The following is a 19,989-nucleotide window of genomic DNA, read 5'->3' as shown; positions in this document are numbered from 1 at the left end:
GCGGATGTATCGGACCGGGGATCTGGCGCGGTGGACGGCCGGTGGGCAATTGGTGTTCGCGGGCCGGGTGGATGAGCAGGTGAAGATCCGCGGGTTCCGCGTCGAGCCCGGCGAGGTCCAGGCCGTAATCGCCGTACATCCGCAGGTGACGCAGGCTGCGGTGGTCGCTCGTGAGGACACTCCCGGCGACAGGCGGCTCGTGGCGTACGTCGTCCCGGCGGACGTCGATGCCGCCGTGATCAGGGAGTTCGCCGCCGGGCGTCTGCCGGAGTACATGGTGCCCTCGGCCGTCGTCGCCCTGGACGCGCTGCCCCTGGCGAGCAACGGCAAGCTCGACCGTAAAGCCCTCCCCGCCCCCGACCACGCCGCCGCGACGGCCGGCGGCCGGGCCCCGGCCACGGTCGAGGAGGAGATCCTCTGCCAGGCCTTCGCCGACGTGCTCGGCCTGGACGCGGTCGGCGTCGAGGACGACTTCTTCGCTCTCGGCGGCCACTCGCTGCTCGCGGTCTCGCTGGTCGAGCGGCTGCGGGCCCGCGGCGTGGCGATCTCCGTACGGGCGCTGTTCCAGACCCCGACCCCCGAGGGCCTGGCCGCGGTGGCCGCCCCCGAGACGGTCGACGTACCGCCGAACCGCATCCCGGCCGGCGCCACCGAGCTCACCCCCGACATGCTCCCCCTGGTCGACCTGACGCCCGAGCAGATCGGCCGGCTCGTCGCGGCCGTCGACGGCGGGGCCGCCAACGTCGCCGACGTCTACCCGCTCGCCCCCCTGCAGGAGGGCATCTACTTCCACCACCTGATGGCCGCGCAGGAGAGCCGCGACGCGTACGTCCTGCCGATCGTGCTCGGGTTCGACACGCGTACGCGGCTGGACGCGTTCGTGGCCGCGCTCCAGCGGGTGGTCGACCGGCACGACATCTACCGCACGCTGATCGTCGCCGAGGGCCTGCCCGAGCCGGTCCAGGTCGTGCTCAGACGCGCCGCGCTGCGGGTCGAGGAGACCGTGGTCGACTCCGCGGCGGACCCGGTCGAGCGACTGGTCGCGGCGGCCGGGTCGCGGATGGACCTGGGCCGCGCCCCGCTCGTCGACGTGCGCGTCGCCGCCGAACCCGGCACCGGCCGATGGCTCGGTCTGCTCCGCATCCACCAGCTCGTCCGGGACCACACGACCCAGGAGGCGCTGCTGCGCGAGCTGGGCGCGATCCTGTCCGGGCGGGAGGCGTCGCTGCCCGCGCCGCTGCCGTTCCGCGACTTCGTCGCCCAGGCGCGCCTCGGCGTCCCGCGCGCGGAACACGAGCGCTACTTCGCCGGCCTGCTCGGCGACGTCCGGGAGACCACCGCGCCGTACGGGCTGCTCGACGTCCACCGCGACGGCAGCGACGTGGTGCGGGCGCGGCTGGCCGTCGGCGAGGACGCCGGCGACCGGGTACGGGCGGTGGCCCGCAGGCTCGGGGTGAGCCCGGCGACCCTCTTCCACCTGGCCTGGGCGCGCGTGCTGGCCACGGTCAGCGGCCGGGACGACGTCGTCTTCGGGACCGTCCTGTTCGGGCGGATGAACGCCGGGGCCGGCGCCGACCGGGTCCAGGGACCGTTCATCAACACCCTGCCGGTACGGGTCGGCGTCGACGGGACGGGCGTCGGCGCGGCCCTGGACGGCCTGCGGGACCAGCTGGCCGAACTCCTCACCCACGAGCACGCGCCGCTGGCCGTGGTCCAGCGCGCCGGCGGCGTGCCGGGCGGCGGCCCGCTGTTCACCTCGCTGTTCAACTACCGGCACAACCTTACGGCCGGTCAGAGCACCGGCACCGGGCTCGACGGCGTCCGCGCCGTGCTCACCCGCGAGCGCACCAACTACCCGCTCGTCGTCGCCGTGGACGACTCCGGGGCCGGCTTCCGCATCGCCGTCGACGCGGTGTCGGCCGTCGACGCCGAAGAGGTCTGCGGCTTCCTCCGCACCTGCCTCGGCGACCTGGTGACCGCGCTGGAGGACGACCCGGACCGCCCGCTGTCGGCCGTCGGCGTCCTCGACGCGACCGTACGGGACCGGCTCGTACGGGAGTGGAACGACACCGCCACCGAACCGCCGCGGGCGTCGGGAGCCGGCCTCTTCGCCGCCCAGGTGGCACGTACGCCCGGCGCGGTCGCACTGGCGTACGGCGGGCTGGAGGTCTCGTACGCCGAACTCGACGCGCGCGCGAACCGGCTCGCCCACCACCTGCGAAGTCAGGGCGTCGGCGCCGAGACCGTGGTGGCGGTCTGCCTGCCGCGAGGGATCGACCTCATCGTGGCCCTCCTCGGCGTGTGGAAGGCGGGCGCGGCGTACCTGCCGCTGGACCCGGAGCACCCGGCGGAACGGACCGCCTTCGTCCTGGAGGACAGCGGCGCGGGGCTGGTCATCGGTCGTGGCGCGGCCGCCGGCGTACGCGTGCTGGACTTGGAGGATCCGCAGGTCACGGCCATGATCGCGGAGCTGCCCGAAGACGCTCCGCAGCTGCCGGCCGCGCCGGACCGGCTCGCGTACGTGATCTACACGTCGGGATCGACCGGCCGTCCCAAGGGCGTCGCGGTCTCACACGCCGGGCTGGCGAGCCTGGTGGCCGCCCAGGCGGAGCGCTTCGCGGTGGATGACACCGCCCGCGTCCTGCAGTTCGCGTCGGTGAGCTTCGACGCGGCGGTGTCGGAGGTGCTGGTCACGCTGGCGCGCGGAGCACGGCTCGTGCTGGCCGACGCCCAGGACCTGCTGCCCGGACCGGGCCTGGCCGGCGTGGTCGCCCGGCACGGGGTGACGCACGTGACGCTGTCGCCGGCCGTGCTGGCGGCGCTGGCGCCGGAGGACCTGGCCTCGGTACGGACGCTCGTCGCGGCCGGCGACGCCCTCGGCGGCGACGTCGTCGCGGGATGGGCGCCCGGCCGGCGGTTCGTCAACGCGTACGGGCCGACCGAGACCACGGTCTGCGCCACGATGTCGCGGCCGCTGACCGCGGCCGACGCCGTGGGCATCGGCGGCCCGATCGCGGGCACGCGTGTGTTCGTCCTGGACGGACGGCTGGAACCGGCGCCGGTCGGCGTCGTGGGCGAGCTGTACGTCGCGGGCGCGGGCCTGGCCCGCGGCTACGCGGGCCGCCCGGGGCTGACCGCCGAACGGTTCGTGGCCTGCCCGTACGGCGGCCGCATGTACCGCACCGGGGACCTGGCGCGGTGGACGGCCGGCGGCGGCCTGGTGTTCGCCGGCCGGGCGGACGAACAGGTCAAGATCCGCGGATTCCGGATCGAGCCGGGCGAAATCCAGGCGGTCCTGACCGCCCACCCGCAGGTCGCCCAGGCCGCCGTGGTCGCCCGCCGCGACGACGACGGCGACCCGCGCCTGACCGCCTACGTCGTCCCGGCCGGCCCGGGCCCGGCGAGCACGCTGCCCGGCGCGCTCCACGACTTCGCCGCCGAGCGGCTGCCGCACTACATGCTGCCCTCCTCCACGGTCGTCCTGGACGCGTTGCCGCTGAACGCCAACGGCAAGCTCGACCACGCCGCCCTTCCCGTCCCGGACGCCGCCGCCCTCGCCGGCCGGGGCCGGACCCCCGGCACCGCGGACGAGAAGGCGCTGTGCGAGGCGTTCGCGCAGGTGCTCGGCCTGCCGTCGGTCAGCCTGGACGATGACTTCTTCGTGCTGGGCGGCCACTCGCTGCTGGCCACCCGGCTGGTCAGCCGCGTACGGACGACGCTCGGCGCCGAACTGCCGATGCGGCGCCTCTTCGCCACCCCGACACCGGCCGCCCTGGCCGCCTGGCTCGCGGATCGGGGCGGGCCCCCGCAGCAGGCCCGGCCCGCGCTGCGCCCGATGCGCCGACAGGAAGAGGTCCGATGACTCCCCTCTCGTTCGCCCAGCGGCGGCTGTGGTTCCTGGCACAGCTCGAGGGCCCCGGCGCCACGTACAACCTCCCGATGGCCGTACGGCTCACCGGCGAGCTGGACCGGCCCGCGCTGGAGGAGGCACTGCGGGACGTGCTGGGCCGCCACGAGGTGCTGCGGACGGTCTTCCCGGCCACCGACGGCGAGCCGTACCAGCGGATCCTCACGGTCGAGGACACCGCCTTCGCGCTGTCACCGGTGGCGGTGAGCGCGGAGGGACTGCCCGCGGCGGTCGCCGAACTCGCCGGCCACACCTTCGACCTGGCCACCGAGATCCCCGTACGGGCCTGGCTGCTCGCCGTCCATGCGCAAGAACACGTGCTGCTCCTCGTCGTGCACCACATCGCGAGCGACGGCTGGTCGAACGGCCCGCTCGCCCGCGACCTGACCACCGCCTACACGGCGCGGCGCGAGGGGCGGGCACCCGCGTGGAAGCCGCTGCCGGTCCAGTACGCGGACTACGCGCTGTGGCAGCGGGAGCTGCTCGGCGAGGGCTCCGACCCGGGCAGCGTGCTGGCGCGGCAGGTCGCGTACTGGCGCAACACCCTCGCGGACGTCCCCGAGGAGCCGGCGCTGCCCTACGACCGGCCGCGCCCGGCGGTCGCCTCACACGAGGGGCACCGCGTCTCGTTCGAACTGCCCGCCGAGGTGCACGCGCGGCTGCGAGAGGTGGCCCGCGCCGAGGGCGTGACCGTCTTCATGGCCCTGCAGGCGGCGCTCCTGGTGACACTGTCGCGCCTCGGCGCCGGCATCGACCTCCCGATCGGCGTGGCGACCGCCGGCCGGCTGGACGAGGCGCTGGACGATCTGGTCGGTTTCTTCGTGAACACGCTGGTCGTCCGTGCCGATGTGTCGGGTGATCCGTCGTTCGCGGAGTTGCTGGGCCGGGTGCGGGAGGCGAGTCTGGGGGCGTACGCGCATCAGGACGTGCCGTTCGAGCGGCTGGTCGAGGAGCTCGCGCCGGTCCGGTCGATGGCGCGGCATCCGCTGTTCCAGGTCATGCTGACCCTGCAGAACACCAGTGCCGCGGAACTCGCCCTGCCGGGTCTCATGATCGAGGCGGTCTCGGCGGCGGCGCTCACGGAGTCGCGGGCGACACGGTTCGACCTCGACGTCTCCATGGAGGAGACGTTCGACGCCCACGGCGCTCCGGCCGGGCTGCGCGGCCGCCTCGTCGTGTCCGCCGACGTGTTCGACGCCGGGACGGCCGGGCGGTTCGCCGGCCGGCTGAGCCGCGTGATCGCGGTCGTGTCGGCGGAGCCGGGCATCCGGGTCGGCGAGGTCGAGGTGATGGATGAGGCCGAGCGGCAACGCGTGCTGGTGGAGTGGCACGGGCCGGCCGTCCCGTCCGCGGATCTGGTGCCGGACCTGTTCGCCGCGCAGGTGGCGCGGACTCCGGACGCGGTGGCGGTGGTCTGCGAGGACGAGCAGGTCTCGTACGCGGAGCTCGATGCGCGGGCGAACCGGCTGGCGCACTGGCTGCGGGGTCAGGGTGTGGGCGCGGAGTCGCTCGTGGGGCTGTGCCTGCCGCGTGGCGTCGAGATGGTGGCGGCGATTCTGGGGGTCTGGAAGGCCGGCGGGGCCTACGTGCCGCTGGACCCGGATCATCCGGCGGAGCGGCTGGAGTTCATGCGCGCCGACAGCGGCGCCCAGGTGGTCCTGGGGCGCTCCGGGCTCGGGCCGGCGGACCTGCCCGAGGACGCCCCCCGCGTACGGATCGCGCCCGGACAGCTCGCGTACGTGATCTACACCTCCGGGTCGACCGGCCGGCCCAAGGGCGTCGCGGTGTCCTACGCCGCCCTGGCGAACCTCGTGGCGGCGCTGGTCCCGGTGATGGGCGCCGGGCCCGGTGTACGGGTGCTGCAGTTCGCCTCGTTCAGCTTCGACGCGTCGGTGCTCGACCTCGCGGTGACGTTGGCGGCGGGCGGGACTCTCGTCGTGGCGTCGTCCGCCGAACGGGCCGACATGGCCGCGCTCACCCGGCTCGTCCGCGAGACCGGCGTCGAGGCCATGAGCGTCGTGCCGTCCCTGCTGGAGGTCCTCGACCCGGCCGAGCTCCCGGGGCCGTCACGGCTGCTGGTGGGGGCCGAGCCGATCAGCCTGGCGCAGGCCCGCGCCTGGTCACGAGGCCGCTGTCTGGTCAACACCTACGGCCCGACCGAGGCCACGGTCATGGTGACGACCGGCCCCGTGGACGGCTCGGGCCCGGTCGTGCCGATGGGGTCGCCGGTCGCCGGCATGAGGGTGTTCGTGCTGGACGCCTTTCTCAAGCCGGCGCCCGTGGGCGTGACCGGTGAGGTGTACATCGCCGGTGCGCAGCTCGCCCGGGGCTACGTGGGTCGCCCAGAGTGGACGGCCGAGCGGTTCGTCGCGTGCCCGTTCGGCGGGCGGATGTACCGGACGGGGGATCTGGCGCGCTGGACTGCCGAGGGCCGGTTGGTGTTCGCGGGCCGGGCCGATGAGCAGGTCAAGATCCGCGGGTTCCGCATCGAACCCGGCGAGGTCCAGTCCGCGCTGGCCGCCCACCCGCAGGTCGCCCAGGCCGCCGTCGTCGTCCGCGAGGACACCCCCGGCGACAGGCGGCTGGTCGGGTACGTCGTGCCGGCCGGTCCCGAGGAGGAGACGCGCGCGCTGACCGCCGGCGTACGCGCGTTCGTCGCCGGGCGGCTGCCCGACTACATGGTGCCCGCGGCGGTCATCGCCCTGGACACGCTGCCGGTCACCGCGAACGGCAAGCTCGACCGCCGCGCCCTGCCCGCGCCCGAGTACGACGAGGGCGCGGGGCGCGAGCCCGTCACGGTGCAAGAGGAGCTCCTGTGTCAGGTGTTCGCGCAGGTTCTCGGGCTGTCCGGCGTGGGGGTGGACGACGATTTCTTCCTGCTGGGCGGGCATTCGCTGCTGGCGACGCGGCTGGTGAGCCGGGTCCGCGCGGTGCTGGGCGTCGAACTGCCGCTGCGGGAGTTCTTCGAGGCACCGACGGTGGCCGGGCTGGCGGCCCGCCTCGGCGACGCGGACCAGGGGCGTACCGCCCTGACGCCGGTCGCGCGTCCGGAGCGGGTGCCGCTGTCGTACGCGCAGCGGCGCCTCTGGTTCATCGACCAGCTGGACGGGCCGAGCCCCACGTACAACGTCTGCATGGGGCTGCGGCTGTCCGGCGCGCTGGACCGGGGCGCGCTGGCCGAGGCGTTCCTCGACGTGCTGGACCGGCACGAGGTGTTGCGAACGGTCTTCCCCAGCGTCGACGGCGAGCCGTACCAGCACGTCGTGGAGCCGGACGGGCTGTCGTGGGAGCCGGAGTTCGTCCAGATCGCCCCGGACGAGCTGGCGGAGACGATGGCCGAGGCCAGCAGGCACGCGTTCGACCTCTCGGCGGAGATACCGATCCGGGTGTGGCTGTTCGGCGTGGGACCGGACGAGCACGCGCTGGTGCTGGTCGTGCACCACATCGCGACCGACGGCTGGTCGGCCGGCCCGTTCGCGCGCGACCTGACCGACGCGTACGCGGCGCGGTGTGCGGGCCGGGCGCCGGAGTGGGAACCGCTGCCGGTGCAGTACGCGGACTACGCGCTGTGGCAGCGGGAGTTGCTGGGCGACGAGTCCGACGCCGGGAGTGTGCTGTCGCGCCAGGTGGCGTACTGGCGTGCCGCCCTGGCCGGTGTTCCGGAGGAGCCTGCGCTGCCGTTCGACCGGCCGCGCCCGGCGGTGGCCTCGCACGAGGGACACCGGGCGCCGCTGGACCTGCCCGCCGGGGTGCACGCCCGGCTGCGGGAGGTGGCGCGCGAGCACGGCGTGACCGTGTTCATGGTGCTGCAGGCGGCGCTGGCGGTGACGCTGTCGCGGCTCGGCGGAGATACGGACGTGCCGATCGGGTCGGTGGTGGCGGGCCGGTTGGACGAGGCGCTGGACGATCTGGTCGGGTTCTTCGTGAACACGCTGGTGATCCGTAGTGACCTGTCGGGTGATCCGTCGTTCGGTGAGTTGCTGGGCCGGGTGCGTGAGGCGAGTCTGGGGGCGTACGCGCATCAGGACGTGCCGTTCGAGCGGCTGGTGGAGGAGCTGGCTCCGGTCCGGTCGATGGCGCGGCATCCGCTGTTCCAGGTGATGCTGACGCTCCAGAACAACGCGCAGGCGGTCCTCGACCTGCCCGGCGTACGGGCCTCCGGGATGACGGGCGGCTCGGCCGGGGCGCTGGCGATGGCGGCCAAGTTCGACCTGGAGATCGCCGCCGCGGAGACCTTCGACGCCGGCGGGGCGCCGGCGGGTGTGCGCGGCGCGGTGACGGTGGCGGCCGACGTGTTCGACGCGGAGTCGGCGGTACGGATCGCGGGCTGGTTCCGGCGCGTGGCCGAGACCGTGGTGGCCGCCCCCACGACCAGGCTGAGCGCGGTGGACGTGCTCGGCGCACCGGAACGGCGACGGGTGCTGCGGGAGTGGAACGACACCGCGGTGGAACTGTCGGGGCGGGGCCTGCCGGAGCTGTTCGAGGCGCAGACGGCCGCCACACCGGACCGCCCGGCGGTGGTGTCCGCGGACGGGACGCTCACGTACGCGGAGCTGAACGCCAGGGCCAACCGGCTCGCGTGGGCGCTGGTGGAACGTGGCGTCGGCCCGGAGAACCTGGTCGGGGTCGTGCTGGAACGCTCGCCGGAGCTGGTGGTCGCGCTGCTGGCGATCCTGAAGGCCGGTGGCGCGTATCTCCCGATCGACCGCGACCATCCGGCGGAACGCGTCGCCTTCATGCTCGCGGACGCCGCTCCGGCCGTCGTGCTGACCGCCGGCGGGCTCGACCTGCCGACGGACGCGCCCCGCATCGACCTCGACGCGATCACGCTCGACGCCTTCTCCAGCGCGGATCTGCCCGCTCGGGCCGGGCCGGCGCATCCGGCGTACGTGAACTACACGTCGGGTTCGACGGGGACGCCGAAGGCGGTCGTGGTGCCGCATCGGGCCGTGGAGCGGCTGGTGCACGGTCCGGATTTCGTTCGGTGGGAGGTCGATGACGTCGTGGCGCAGATGGCGCCGGTCTCCTTCGACGCCGCGACCTTGGAGATCTGGGGGCCGCTCCTCAACGGCGCCGCCGTCGCCATCGTCCCGCCGGGGCGGTTCTCCCCGTCCGACCTGAAGGCGTTCCTGGCCGAGTACCGGGTCACGGTCCTGTGGCTGACGGCCGGGCTGTTCCACGAGGCGGTCGACGCCGACGTGGAGTCCTTCGCCGGGCTGCGGTACCTCCTGGCCGGCGGCGACGTGCTGTCCGTGCCACGCTGCCGCACCGTCCTGGAACGGCTGCCGCAGGTCCGGCTCCTCAACGGGTACGGCCCGACGGAGAACACGACCTTCACGACCGTGGGCCGGGTGACGGTCGAGGATCTGGATCGGGGGACGGGGGTGCCGATCGGCCCGCCGATCGCCAACACGCGTGTCTACGTGCTGGACGAGGCGCTTCGTCCGGTGCCGGTCGGCGTGGCGGGCGAGCTGTACGTGACCGGTGCTGGTCTGGCGCGTGGTTATCTCGGGCGTCCGGGTCTGACGGCGGAGCGGTTCGTCGCGTGTCCGTTCGGCGGTCGTATGTACCGCGTCGGTGATCTGGTGCGCTGGCTTCCGGACGGGCGGTTGGACTTCCTCGGCCGTACCGACGACCAGGTCAAGATCCGCGGGTTCCGCATCGAGCCCGGCGAGGTCGAAGCGGCCTTGCTGGCCCACCCGGGTGTCTCCCAGGTCGCCGTGGTCGTCCGCGAGGACACTCCGGGAGAGAAGCGCCTGGTCGCCTACCTCGTCCCGGCCGCGCCGGCCGAGGCGTCGCCCTCGGAGATGCGGGACTTCGCGGCCGAGCGGCTGCCGGGCTACATGGTCCCCTCCGCCGTCGTCGTGCTGGACGCCCTGCCGCTGAACCCCAACGGCAAGCTCGATCGCAAGGCCCTGCCCGAACCCGAGTTCCACGCCGGTACGGGGCGCGGCCCGGCGACGCTGGAGGAAGAGGTCCTCTGCCAGGCCTTCGCGCAGGTCCTCGGCCTCGACGGCATCGGCGTGGACGACGACTTCTTCAAGCTGGGCGGGCACTCACTGCTGGCGACCCGCCTGGTGAGCCGCGTCCGTACGATCCTCGGCGTCGAGCTGGAGATCCGTACGCTGTTCGAGGCGCCCACGGTCGCCGGCCTGGCCGCACGCCTCACCGCCCCCGGCCGGGCACGTCCCGCGCTGGCGCCGGCGATCCGCCCCGAACTCGTGCCGCTGTCGTACGCGCAGCAACGCCTCTGGTTCATCGACCGGCTGGACGGGCCGAGCGCCACCTACAACGTCTCGACCGCCATCCGGCTGTCCGGCGCGCTGGACCGGGAGGCGCTGACCGAGGCGTTCCTCGACGTCCTTGGCCGGCACGAGGTGCTGCGGACGGTGTTCCCGGCCGTGGACGGCGAGCCGTGCCAGCACGTCGTCGAGCTCGACGACCTGTCATGGGAACCGGCGTTCGCCGACGTCACCGAGGCCGCCCTTCCGGCCGCCGTCGCGGAGGCCGCGGGCCACGTCTTCGACCTGTCGGCCGACCTCCCGATCCGGGCCTGGCTGTTCGGCCCGGGACCGGACGAGCACGTCCTCGTGCTGGTGGTGCATCACATCGCGAGTGACGGCTGGTCGCTGGGTCCGCTGGCGCGTGACCTGACCGACGCGTACGCGGCACGGTGTGAGGGCCGGGCGCCGGAGTGGGTTCCGTTGCCGGTGCAGTACGCGGATTATGCGCTGTGGCAGCGGGGGCTGCTCGATGCCGAGGGTGTGTTGTCGCGTCAGGTGGCGTACTGGCGTGCTGCTTTGGCCGGTGTTCCGGAGGAGCTGTCGTTGCCGTTCGATCGGCCGCGTCCGGCGGTGGCCTCGCATGAGGGATACCGGGTTCCTCTGGAGCTGCCGGCTCAGGTGCATGCGCGGCTGCGTGAGGTGGCGCGTGCTGAGAGTGTGACCGTGTTCATGGTGGTGCAGGCGGCGCTGGCGATGATGCTGTCGCGGCTCGGCGGAGGCACGGACGTGCCGATCGGGTCCGTGGTGGCGGGCCGGTTGGACGAGGCCCTGGACGATCTGGTCGGGTTCTTCGTGAACACGCTGGTGATCCGTAGCGACCTGTCGGGTGACCCGTCGTTCGCCGAGCTGCTGGGCCGGGTGCGGGAGACGAGCCTGGGCGCGTACGCGCATCAGGACGTGCCGTTCGAGCGGCTGGTGGAGGAGCTGGCTCCGGCGCGGTCGATGGCGCGGCACCCGCTGTTCCAGGTCATGCTGACCCTGCAGAACCACGCCCAGGCGACGCTGGACCTGCCCGGTGTCCGGGCCGAAGGGGCGCGCTCGACCGGCCCCGCCGCGTCGGCCGCCAAATTCGACCTGGAGATCGCCCTCAGCGAGGCGTTCGACGCGGGCGGCGCGCCGGCGGGCGTGCGCGGCGCGGTGACCGTGGCGGCCGACGTGTTCGACGCCGGCTCGGCGGTACGGATCGCGGGCTGGTTCGGGCGCGTGGTCGCGACCCTCACGGCGGCACCGGAGACGCGACTCGGCGCGGTGGACCTGATGAGTCCCGCGGAGCGGCGCCAGGTGCTCCAGGACTGGACCGGCACCGAGGTGGAGCCGTCCGGCCGGAGCCTGCCGGAACTGTTCCAGGCACAGGCCGCCGCGACGCCCGGCCACACCGCGGTGACGTCCACGGACGCGACGCTCACGTACGCGGAGCTGAACGCCCGGGCCAACCGGCTGGCGTGGGCGCTGGTGGAGCGTGGGGTCGGCCCGGAGGACCTGGTCGGGGTCGCGCTGGAGCGCTCGCCGGAGCTGGTGGTCGCTCTGCTGGCCGTCCTCAAGGCGGGCGCGGCGTACCTGCCGATCGACGGCGACCACCCGGCCGAACGCGTCGCCTTCATGCTCGAAGACGCCGCCCCGGTCGTCGTCCTCACCGCCGGCCGGACAGAGCTGCCCACCGACGCGCCGCGGGTCGACCTCGACATGATCGAGGGCCTCTCCGGCGAGAACCCGCCCGTACGGGCCCGGCCGGCGCATCCGGCGTACGTGAACTACACGTCGGGTTCGACGGGGACGCCGAAGGCCGTTGTGGTGCCGCATCGGGCCGTGGAGCGGCTGGTGCACGGTCCGGACTTCGTCCGCTGGCGGCCGGACGATGTCGTGGCGCAGATGGCGCCGGTCTCCTTCGACGCCGCGACGCTGGAACTGTGGGGTCCGCTGCTCAACGGCGCGTCGGTGGCGATCGTCCCCCCGGGCCGGTTCTCCCCAGGTGAGCTGAGGGCGTTCCTGACCCGGCAGCGTGTCACGGTCCTGTGGCTGACGGCCGGGCTGTTCCACGAAATGGTCGACGCCGACGTCGAGGCCTTGGGCGGGCTGCGGTACCTCCTGGCCGGCGGCGACGTACTGTCCGTGCCACGCTGCCGGGCGGTCCTGGAACGGTTGCCAGGGGTGCGGCTCCTCAACGGGTACGGCCCGACGGAGAACACCACCTTCACCACCGTCGGGCAGGTCACGGTCCAGGATCTGGACCGGGGGACGGGCGTGCCGATCGGCCCGCCGATCGCCAACACCCGCGCCTACGTGCTGGACGAGGCCCTCCGCCCGATGCCGGTCGGCGTGGCGGGCGAGCTGTACGTGACCGGCGCGGGCCTGGCGCGTGGCTATCTCGGGCGTCCCGGCCTGACGGCCGAGCGGTTCGTCGCCTGCCCGTTCGGCGGCCGGATGTACCGCGTCGGTGACCTGGTGCGCTGGCTTCCGGACGGACGGCTGGACTTCCTGGGCCGTACCGACGACCAGGTCAAGATCCGGGGCTTCCGTATCGAGCCCGGCGAGGTCGAAGCGGTCCTGCTGTCCGACCCGAGCGTCGCCCAGGTCGCGGTCGTGGTCCGCGAGGACGGCCCGGGGGAGAAGCGCCTGGTCGCCTACCTCGTCCCCGCCGAGCCCGGCGAAGACGCCGACGCCCTGTCCGCCTCCGTGCGCAAGCGGGCGGCCGAACGCCTGCCCGACTACATGGTCCCCTCCGCCGTCGTCGCGCTGGACGCCCTGCCGTTGAACCCCAACGGCAAGCTCGACCGCAAGGCGCTGCCCGCACCCGAGTTCCATGCCGGTACGGGCCGTGGCCCGGCGACGCTGGAGGAAGAGGTCCTGTGCCGGGCCTTCGCCGAGGTCCTGGGCCTGGAACGCGTCGGCGTCGAGGACGACTTCTTCAAACTCGGCGGGCACTCACTGCTGGCCGTCCGCCTGGTGGAGCTGCTGCGCGGACGCGGCGTCTCGGTGTCGGTGCGAGCCCTGTTCGACTCGCCGACCCCCGCCGGTCTGGCCGGTGCGTCCGGACCGGACGAGGTGGTCGTCCCGCCGAACCGCATCCCCGCCGACGCGACCGAGATCACCCCGGACATGCTCCCCCTCGTCGACCTGACCCCGGCCGACCTGGAGCGCGTCGTCGCGACCGTGAAAGGCGGCGCCGCGAACGTCGCCGACGTGTACCCGCTCGCGCCGCTCCAGGAGGGCCTGTTCTTCCACCATCTGATGGCACGCGGCGGCACCGACGCGTACGTGCTGCCGAGGGTGCTCCGGTTCGACGCGCGGGAGCGGCTGGACGCCTTCCTGGGCGCGCTGCAACGGGTGATCGACCGGCACGACATCTACCGCACCGCGATCGTCTGGGACGGGCTGCCCGAACCCGTCCAGGTCGTCGCCCGGCACGCGGCGCTCCCGGTGACCCAGGTGACGGTGGCTCCCGGCGGCGCCGACGCGGTGGAACCGCTGCTCGCGGCGATCGCGCCGGGCATGGATCTCACCCACGCGCCGCTGATGGACGTGCACGTCACGGCCGACCCCGGCGACGGCGGCTGGGTCGCCGTCCTGCGCCTGCACCACCTCGTACAGGACCACACGACCCAGGACGTGCTTCTGGGCGAGCTCGGCGCGATCCTGTCCGGCCGGGAGGCGTCACTGCCGGAACCCCTGCCGTTCCGCGACTTCGTCGCCCAGGCGCGGCTCGGCGTCTCCCGCGAGGAGCACGAGGAGTACTTCGCGGACCTGCTCGGCGACATCGAGGAGACCACCGCGCCGTACGGGCTGCTGGACGTGCACGGCGACGGGCGCGACGTCCGGCGGGCGCACCTGCCCGTCGACGGCGACGTCGGACGCCGCGTCCGGGAGGTCGCACGCACGCTCGGCGTGAGCCCGGCGACCCTCTTCCACCTGGCCTGGGCACGGGTCCTCGCGACCGTCAGCGGCCGCGACGACGTCGTCTTCGGGACCGTCCTGTTCGGCCGGATGAACGCGGGCGCCGGCGCCGACCGGGTGCCCGGGCTCTTCATCAACACGCTGCCGGTACGCGTGCCGACCGCCACCTCCACCGTGCGCGAGGCCCTGGACGGCCTGCGCGGGCGGCTCGCCGAACTGCTGATCCACGAACACGCGCCGCTCGCCCTCGCACAGCAGGCCAGCGGGGTTCCCGGCGGCAGCCCGCTGTTCACCTCGATCTTCAACTACCGGCACGGGGGGACCGGCGGCGGGCAGCCGCGCCCCGACCGGGCCTCCATCGCCGGCATCCGCACCCTGTCGATACGCGAGGCCACCAACTATCCGGTCGCGGTGTCGGTCGAGGACCAGAGCACCGAATTCGGCCTGACCATCGACGCGGTGGACGCGGTCGACGGCACGACGCTCTGCCGGCTCCTGCACACCTGCCTCCGCAACGTCGTGACCGCGCTGGAAGAGGACCCCGGGAGGCGGCTGTCCGCGGTCGAGATCCTCCAGAGCACCGACCGGGACCGGCTGCTGGTGGAGTGGAACGACACCGCCACCGGCACGCCCCGGCCGCCGGTGCTCGCCCTCTTCGAGGCCCAGGCGGCACGGACCCCGGACGCCGTCGCGCTCGTGGCGGGCGGTGCTGAGTCGTCGTACGCGGACCTGGACGCGCGGGCGAACCGGCTGGCGCACCGGCTGCGGGACCAGGGCGTGGGCGCGGAGTCGGTCGTGGCCGTCCGCCTGCCGCGCGGCGGAGGGATGATCACGGCGATTCTGGGGATCTGGAAGGCCGGCGCGGCGTACGTGCCGATCGACCCGGACCAGCCGGCCGAGCGGACCGCGTACGTCCTGGCCGACAGCCGCGCCGCGCTGACCCTCACGGCCGACGACCTGACGGCCGACCCCGACGGGCCGGTCGGGCCGCCGCGGGTATCGACCTCGCCGGACCAGGTCGCGTACGTCATCTACACGTCCGGGTCGACGGGCCGTCCCAAGGGCGTGGCGGTCACCCAAGCGAACCTGGCGAACTATGTGGCGACGGTGCCGGGGCGGGTGGGTTTCGAGGGTCCTGGCCGGTATGCGGTGTTGCAGGCGCAGGTGACCGACCTGGGGAACACGGTGGTGTTCGCCGGCCTCACGTCCGGCGGCGAGCTGCACATCCTGGACGAGGACACGGTGACCGATCCCGCCGCCGTACGGGCCTATCTGTCGGAGCAGCGGATCGACTATCTCAAGGCGGTGCCCTCGCATGTGGCGGCGCTGGGCGGTGTGTCACCGCGGCGGTCGCTGGTATTGGGCGGTGAGGCCGCGTCGCCGGAGCTGGTGGCGGAGCTGCTGGCCGGTGAGTGTGCGGTGTTCAACCACTACGGTCCGACCGAGGCGACGATCGGTGTCGCCACCACACGGCTGACCGCCTCCGGCATCGTGCCGATCGGAACGCCGGTCGGCAACACACGGCTCTATGTCCTGGACGCTCGTCTGGAGCCGGTCCCCGTCGGGGTACCGGGGGAGTTGTACATCGCCGGGGCCCAGCTGGCCCGGGGGTACGTCGGGCGGCCGGGTCTGACCGCGGAGCGGTTCGTGGCCTGCCCTTATGGCGGGCGGATGTACCGGACCGGTGACCTGGCGCGCTGGACTCCCGAAGGCGAGCTGGTGTTCGCGGGCCGGGCGGATGAGCAGGTGAAGATCCGCGGGTTCCGCGTCGAACCGGGTGAGGTGCAGGCCGTCCTCGTCGCACACCCGCAGGTCGCGCAGGCCGTAGTGGTCGCTCGCGAGGACACCCCCGGCGACAGGCGCCTCGTCGCGTACGTCACCCCCGCAGATGTCGACGCCGCCGCGATCAGGGAGTTCGCGGCGGAGCGGCTGCCCGGCCACATGGTGCCCTCGGCCGTCGTCACCCTGGACGCGCTGCCGCTGGCCACCAACGGCAAGCTCGACCGCAGGGCCCTCCCCGCACCGGAGTACGCCGCCGGGAGCGGCCGTGGCCCGGTCACCGTGGCCGAGGAGATCCTCTGCCAGGCGTTCGCCGACGTGCTCGGCCTGGACGCGGTCGGCGCCGAGGACGACTTCTTCGCTCTCGGCGGGCACTCGCTGCTGGCCATGCGCCTGGTGAGCCGGATCCGCGCGGTACTGGACATCGAGGTGCCGCTGCCGCTGCTGTTCGAGGCGCCCACCGTTGCCGGGCTGTCCGCCCGGCTCGCCGACACCGGCCGGGCGCGCACCGCACTGGTCCCGGTCGTACGCCCCGAGCGGGTGCCGCTGTCGTACGCGCAGCGGCGGCTCTGGTTCATCGGCCGGCTCGAAGGGCCGAGCGCCACCTACAACAGCCCGGTCGTACTGCGGCTGACCGGCGACCTTGACCGGCCGGCGATGGACGCCGCCCTGCGGGACGTGATCGGCCGCCACGAGGTGCTGCGCACCGTGTTCCCGGTCGCCGACGGCGAGCCGTACCAGCGGATCCTCGGCATCGAGGACACCGGCTTCGCCCTGCCGGTGACCGAGGTCGCCGACGGGGAGCTGCCCGACGCGGTGGCGCGGGCCGGCGGACACGCCTTCGACCTGTCGTCGGAGATACCGATCCGGGCGTGGCTGTACGCCGTGGGACCCGACGAGCACGTATTGGTGCTGGTCGTACACCACATCGCGAGCGACGGCTGGTCCTCCGCGCCCCTCGCCCGCGACCTGACCAGCGCCTACGCCGCGCGCCGCGAAGGCCGGGCGCCGGTGTGGGAGCCGTTGCCGGTGCAGTACGCGGACTACGCGTTGTGGCAGCGGGAGCTGCTGGGCGACGAGGGCGATCCGGAGGGTGTTCTGTCGCGTCAGGTGGCGTACTGGCGTGAGGAGCTGGCGGGTGCGCCGGAGGAGCTGGCGCTGCCGTACGACCGGCCGCGCCCGGCGGTCGCGACACGGCAGGGACACCTGGTCCAGGTGGACGTACCGCCCGAGATCCACGCCAGGCTGCGCGAGGTGGCCCGCGCCGAGGGCGTGACGGTGTTCATGGTCTTGCAGGCCGGGCTCGCCGTGCTCCTGTCGCGACTCGGCGCGGGCACCGACATCCCGATCGGTTCGGGTGTGGCGGGCCGGCTGGACGAGGCCCTCGATGATCTGGTCGGGTGTTTCGTCAACACGCTGGTGATTCGTAGTGATCTGTCGGGTGATCCGTCGTTCGCGGAGTTGCTGGGGCGGGTGCGGGAGAAGGGGTTGCGGGCGTACGCGCATCAGGATGTGCCGTTCGAGCGGCTGGTGGAGGAGCTGGCTCCGGTGCGTTCGCTGGGCCGTCAGCCGTTGTTCCAGGTCATCCTCACCATGCAGGACACGGCCGCGATGGCGGGCGCGGGCGCCCGGGCCGGAGGGCTCGCGGGCCTGCGGGCCAAGGCACTGCCCCTCCGCCGGGTCGGCGCCAAGTTCGACCTGAGCGTGCTGGTGGGCGAGAGGTTCGACGACGACGGCGCGCCGCGCGGCATCAACGGCCTGGTGACCGGCTCGGTGGACCTGTTCGAGGCCGCCACGGTCGAACGGCTCGCCGACGCCCTCGTACGAGTGCTGTCGCTGCTGGTCGAGGACCCGTCCGTACGGCTGAGCGCGGTGGACGTCCTCGACCCGGCCGAACGGCACCGGGTGCTCGTGGAGTGGAACGACACCGCGACGGAGGCCCCGCCGGCGCTGCTGCCGGAGTCGTTCGCCGCCCGGGCGGCTCGTACGCCGGACGCCGTGGCGGCGGTCGCCGGCGACGTGCAGGTCTCCTACGCCGAACTGGACACCCGCGCGAACCGGCTGGCGCACTTCCTGCGGGCCCAAGGCGTCGGTGCGGAGTCGGTGGTGGGTATCTGCCTGCCGCGGGGTCTGGAGATGGTGACGGCGATCGTCGGTGTCTGGAAGGCGGGCGCGGCGTATGTGCCGATCGATCCGGGTCAGCCTGCGGAGCGGGTGGCGTTCGTGCAGTCCGACAGCGGCGCGGTGCTGACGCTGACCTCGGAAGAGGTGATGGAGGACCTGCCGGCGGGCCGTCACCGCCTGGTCACGGTCGAGGACCCGCTCGTGGCCATGCAGCCTGCCGAGGCGCCTGCGGTGTCGATCGCTCCAGGTCAGGTGGCCTATGTGATCTATACGTCGGGGTCGACGGGCCGTCCGAAGGGCGTTGCGGTCACGCACGGCAACCTGGCGAACTATGTGGCGTCGGTGCCGGGGCGGGTGGGTTTCGATGGTCCTGGCCGGTATGCGGTGTTGCAGGCGCAGGTGACGGACCTGGGCAACACGGTGGTGTTCGCCAGCCTGACCTCCGGCGGTGAGCTGCACATCCTGGACGAGGACACCGTCACCGACCCCGCTGCCGTCCGGGACTACTTGGCCGACCGGCGGATCGACTATCTCAAGGCGGTGCCCTCGCACGTGGCCGCGCTGGGCGGTGTGCTGCCGGGGCGTTCGCTGGTTCTGGGTGGTGAAGCGGCTTCGCCGGAGTTGGTGGCGGAGCTGCTGGCCGGTGAGTGTGCGGTCTTCAACCACTACGGCCCCACCGAGGCCACGATCGGCGTCGCCACCGCGCGGCTGACCGCCTCCGGCGTGGTGCCGATCGGAACGCCCGTGGGCAACACCCGCCTGTACGTACTGGACGAACGCCTGCAGCCGGTCCCGATCGGGGTCGCCGGTGAGCTGTACATCGCAGGAGCGCAGTTGGCTCGGGGTTATGTGGGTCGTCCGGGGTTGACCGCGGAGCGGTTCGTGGCCTGCCCGTACGGCGGCGGGCGGATGTATCGGACCGGGGACCTGGCGCGCTGGACGGCCGATGGACAACTGGTATTCGCCGGTCGAGTGGACGAGCAGGTGAAGATCCGCGGCTTCCGGATCGAACCGGGCGAGGTCCGGGCCGTGATCGCCGCACATCCGCAGGTCGCGCAGGCGGCGGTCATCGCCCGCGAGGACACCCCCGGAGACAGGCGGCTCGTCGCCTACGTCACCCCGGCCGATGTCGACGCCGCCGCGATCAAGGAGTTCGCCGGCGGACGCCTGCCCGCCCACATGGTGCCCTCGGCGTTCGTCGCCCTGGACGCGCTGCCGCTGGCGAGCAACGGCAAGCTCGACCGCAAGGCGCTGCCCGCGCCCGACTATGCCGCCGCGATGACGAGCGGGCGGGCCCCGGCGACGATCGAGGAGGAAGTCCTGTGCGAGGTCTTCGCCGAGGTGCTGGGCCTGGACACGGTCGGCGTCGACGACGACTTCTTCGGGCTCGGCGGGCACTCGCTGCTCGCGGTCCGCCTCGTCGAGACGCTGCGGCGCCGAGGGGTGTCGATCGCGGTACGGGCGCTGTTCGCGACGCCGACCCCGGCCGGGCTCGCGGCGGAGGCCGGACCGGCCGAGATCGAGGTACCGCCGAACCGCATCCCCGCCGGCGCGACCGAGCTCACCCCCGACATGCTCCCCCTGGTCGACCTGACACCCGGGCAGATCGAGCGGCTGGTCGCCGCGGTCGACGGCGGGGCCGCCAATATCGCCGACGTCTACCCGCTCGCCCCCCTGCAGGAAGGGATCTTCTTCCACCACCTCCTGCACGCCGGCACCGGAACCGACGTGTACGCCTCGCCGCGGATCGTCGGGTTCGACTCGCGGGAACGGCTGGACGCCTTCCTGGACGCCCTGCGACGCGTGATCGACCGGCACGACATCTACCGCACCGCCATCGTGTGGGAGGGCCTGCCCGAACCCGTCCAGGTGGTCACCCGGAACGCCACGCTGCCCGTCACCGAGATCACTCTCGAAACCGGCGACGCGGTCGAGCAACTCCTCGCCGCCGGACGCAACCGGATGGACCTCGGGCGCGCGCCGCTCATCGACGTCCACACCGCC

General features: G+C 73.5%; 2 protein-coding genes (1 of these 2 only partly in view). Both read left to right on the top strand.

The window, feature by feature from the left end:
* Nucleotides 1-3,862: amino acid adenylation domain-containing protein (locus QWU11_RS41005; protein WP_290119974.1), on the top strand; the 3,862-nt coding region annotated here is incomplete at its 5' end.
* Nucleotides 3,859-19,989, top strand: the 5' portion of a protein-coding gene (locus tag QWU11_RS41000) for a non-ribosomal peptide synthase/polyketide synthase (protein ID WP_290119973.1). 2,703 nt of this gene lie beyond the right edge of the window; 16,131 of the gene's 18,834 nt are visible here — the first part of the coding sequence; its start codon is at nt 3,859-3,861; the stop codon falls past the right edge of the window. The genes QWU11_RS41005 and QWU11_RS41000, both read left to right, overlap by 4 nt.

This window comes from Actinomadura sp. DC4 (assembly GCF_030406325.1).
Taxonomy (GTDB): domain Bacteria; phylum Actinomycetota; class Actinomycetes; order Streptosporangiales; family Streptosporangiaceae; genus Actinoallomurus.
This window is presented reverse-complemented; position numbering and strand designations above follow the sequence as displayed.